General features: G+C 65.5%; 4 protein-coding genes. 3 read left to right on the forward strand and 1 reads right to left on the reverse strand.

Annotated elements, in window-relative coordinates; translation table 11 throughout:
• Nucleotides 1–217 (forward strand): hypothetical protein (locus tag ACRDUX_RS22415; RefSeq protein WP_526416630.1); only part of this gene is annotated, 217 nt, incomplete at its 5' end.
• Between the two features lie 191 nt (nucleotides 218–408).
• Here the strand turns inward: ACRDUX_RS22415 and ACRDUX_RS22420 are convergent.
• Nucleotides 409–1,824 (reverse strand): MFS transporter, encoded by a 1,416-nt coding sequence (locus tag ACRDUX_RS22420; RefSeq protein WP_526416632.1) that lies wholly within the window; start codon nucleotides 1,822–1,824, stop codon nucleotides 409–411.
• A gap of 106 nt (nucleotides 1,825–1,930) precedes the next feature.
• Here ACRDUX_RS22420 and ACRDUX_RS22425 point away from each other — a divergent pair, with 106 nt between their 5' ends.
• Both ACRDUX_RS22425 and ACRDUX_RS22430 read left to right on the forward strand, forming a co-directional pair.
• Entirely contained in the window at nucleotides 1,931–2,719 is a 789-nt protein-coding gene (locus ACRDUX_RS22425; protein ID WP_526416634.1) for an SDR family NAD(P)-dependent oxidoreductase, read from the forward strand.
• A gap of 201 nt (nucleotides 2,720–2,920) precedes the next feature.
• A partial coding sequence (locus ACRDUX_RS22430; RefSeq protein ID WP_526416636.1) for a class I SAM-dependent methyltransferase occupies nucleotides 2,921–3,367 on the forward strand: 447 nt, incomplete at its 3' end.

The raw sequence follows: 3,367 nt of genomic DNA on the forward strand, positions 1-3,367 counted from the left end.
CGTCGTGACGGCCGTAGACATCGCGGGTACGGTCACGGGTCCGGGCGGGGCGGGTTCGGGCTCGGCGGCGCTCGTCGAGCTGAACGCCACCGTCAGTACGGTCATCGCGCCCACCGCCGCTGTGCCAATCATGCTCGATACCAACCTCATTCGGATCGAAGCCACCAGTAACAACTCCTTAGCTCTCGGTTTCGTTGACGATGCGGCGACCGCTTGATGATCGCCACGGTTTAAACCGCTACCAGAGAGCGGAGCTGTGCGAAACCTCTCCGTATGCCGAGAACTACCTTGAAACAACGGCCTACCTGCGCGTTCGGCGTCGATGAGGAATGTCGAGATCGAGGCAGCGAAGTGCCCTAACCGTCACAGTGACGAAAAGTCTTACGTCAGTGGCATTTCGACTCGCGCTCAACCCCACTCGTGGTTCATCGCTCGGGAGTCGACGGTGGCATCGATTGAGTCCGCCTTCCGTCGGCCGCCACGTGACAGGGCGATCAACACCATCGCCAGGCCTGCGGTCACCGCGCCTGCGATGAAGATCATCACGAAGCCGTGCTCGGGTGGCAGGCCCGTCCCAGCCACGGTTCGGGCCAGAACGACGGCCACCGCCGCGGCAGCGATCGCACTTCCGACGGTGCGGGCGATCGCATTGACCCCGGTGGCCACGCCGGTCTCGCCGCCATCGACCTCGCTGACGACCAAGGCGGGCAGGGCGCCGTAGGCGAGGCTGATGTAGGCGTTGGTCCAGATGCCTGCAACGATCACCTGCCAAGGCTGGGAGTGGGCCAGAGCTAGCCACAGGAATCCGACGATGCCGGCCATTGCGCCGCTGACGAGGATCGGGCGGGCGCCGAAGCGGTCGATGAATCTGCCGCTGAGGGTGGCGGTGACGAACCCGGCCAGCGCACCAGGGAGCAGGTACACCACGCTGGCGTGCAGAACGGATGCGCTGAACCCGTACCCGGCGACCTCGCGGTCGACCTGTACGAACTGCGTCAGGCCCAGGAAGCCGAAGTACAAACCCATGCCCACGAACACCGTCGCGAGATTGGTCAACAGCACCGGCCGGCGGGTCAACATCTCCGTGGACACCAACGGGTAGTCGAGTCGCCGCTCCCACACCCACCAGCCGACCAGCACGATCACGCCGAAGGCCGCGGAGCCAAGGGTGGCGGGGGACGACCAGCCCCACGAGTTGCCTTGAGTGATGGTGAGCAGCGCCGCAGACAGGCCTACCGCCAGACCGGCTGCCCCCAACCAGTCGATGGTTCCGTCCGCCCCTCCCTGCCTCGACGGGATGGCGGTGAACGCTACGGCGATCACCACGACGACGAACCCCGTCGTCAGCCAGAACACCCGGTGGTAACCGGCGGCGCCGTCCATCAGGAGTCCCGTCACGACGAGGCCCATGCCGCCGCCGAAGCCCAACGTGCCGGACAACACCGCGAGTGCCCCGACGACGCTGCCCTCGGGGAGTTCGTCTCGAAGGATCGCGACGCAGATGGGATACAACGAGTACGACACGCCCTGGAGCACGCGGGCGATGATCAACAGCGCAAGCGAGGACGTCGTTGCCGCCATCACCGAACCGACGAGGACGACGAGGAGCACTCCGAGCAGGACGTGCTTCTTGTTGTGCAGATCGGCAAGTCGTCCGATGAGCGGTGTCGACGCGGCGGCCGCCAGGAGGTTCGCGGTCACCGCCCAACTCACGGCCACCGACGATGCGTTCAGTTGTTGGGCGATGATGCCGAGAATCGGGACTACCGCGGTTTGGAGCACCGCGACAGTGAGGGCCACCAGACTCAGGGCGGCGACGAGCACACGCGGACTCGTTCCACTCTTTCGCACGAGTAATTATGTCGTCTACTCAAAGTCGCCGGACGCGAGGTCCTATCGTGGTTGATCGGTCGGCACCGAGGGGACGCTCATGAGCAGGTTCGAAGGCAAGGGCGTACTGGTGACCGGCGCGGCCTCGGGTATCGGCAGGGCGACGGCCGAGCGGTTGATCGGTGAGGGCGCCACCGTGGTCGGCATGGATGTCGCGACGGATGCCCCCACCGGGCTCTTCGCGTACCTGGCGGCGGACATCCTCGACGTCGGCGCCGTGGGTGATGCAGTCGCCGCGGTCGTATCCGGGGCCGGTCGGCTCGACGGCGTCGTGCACGCAGCCGGAGTGGCCGGTGGTGGGCCGGTCCACGTGTTGCCCGACGAAGAGTGGGACAGGGTCGTGGGCATCAACCTGAAGGGCACCTTCGTGGTGTCCCGTGCCGCGCTCGCCCAGATGGTGCAGCAGGAGCGGGTGAACGGCGAGCGGGGCGCCATCGTGAATCTGGCCAGCATCGAGGGTATCGAGGGCACGGCTGGCGGCAGTGCCTACAACGCCTCCAAGGGCGGCGTGGTGCTGCTCACCAAGAACACCGCCATCGACTACGGGCCGAGTGGGATCCGGGTCAACGTGATCTGCCCGGGTTTCATCGAGACGCCGATGTTCGACTCGGTAATGGGCATGCCCGGTTTCGAGACGCCGCGCGAGGGACTCCGTCACGAACACAAGCTGAGGCGCTTCGGGCGCCCCGACGAAATCGCCTCCGTGGCAGCGTTTCTACTATCGGGTGACGCCAGCTTCGTCAGCGGGCAGGCCATCGCGGTGGACGGTGGCTACACGGCAGGCCGTGACCACGGCGTCACCGAGCTGATGGGCCTCGGCGAGCAGTAGGGGATAGGCGCTCCGCGCCTTCGACAGCCTTCGGCCGAACGCCGGAATGAGGCAACGATGCCGGAGTAGCGTGTCGTCCAGAGCAGAGTCCGCCGTAGGGGTGTCATGGTTCTTGCAGACGTCGCGGCCAAGTACGCGCCAATCGAGTCCTGGTTCTATGACACATTCATGGCCGATGGAGTACTCGAGTCGACCTCCGGTGTGATCGATGAGATCGTGGCGGGATGCGGTTCGGTTCTCGAAGTCGGTTGCGGCGGCGGTCAGTTGGCTTGTCGCCTCACCGAGCATCATCCCGGCCTCCGGGTGACGGGCGTTGACCTTGCGGTCGAGCAAGTGGAACGCGCGACGAGACGTGCAAACACACTTCCGGCTGATCGACGTGGCCGGCTCGACTTCCAGACGGCGTCCGCGTTGGAACTACCCTTCCGCGATAACAGCTTTGACGCGGCGGTCAGTATCGGCTCAATCAAACACTGGCCGGATCAGGCGCGAGGGCTCCGCGAGATGGTCAGGGTCCTCAAGGACGGCGGCCTCATCGTCGTCGCTGAACTCGACCGTGGCGGCCGCTCCGATGACATCAGAGCCTTGGCACGCACATTCAAATTCACCGCGTTGCTGCGTCCGCTGTATCTGCTGGTGGTCCGCACC

It is taken from the genome of Mycobacterium sp. (genome assembly GCF_050701675.1).
Taxonomy (GTDB): domain Bacteria; phylum Actinomycetota; class Actinomycetes; order Mycobacteriales; family Mycobacteriaceae; genus Mycobacterium.

Excerpts from the sequence above, each read along its gene's own strand:
- ACRDUX_RS22425 (WP_526416634.1), top strand. The coding sequence starts at position 1,931 with ATGAGCAGGTTCGAAGGCAAGGGCGTACTGGTGACCGGCGCGGCCTCG.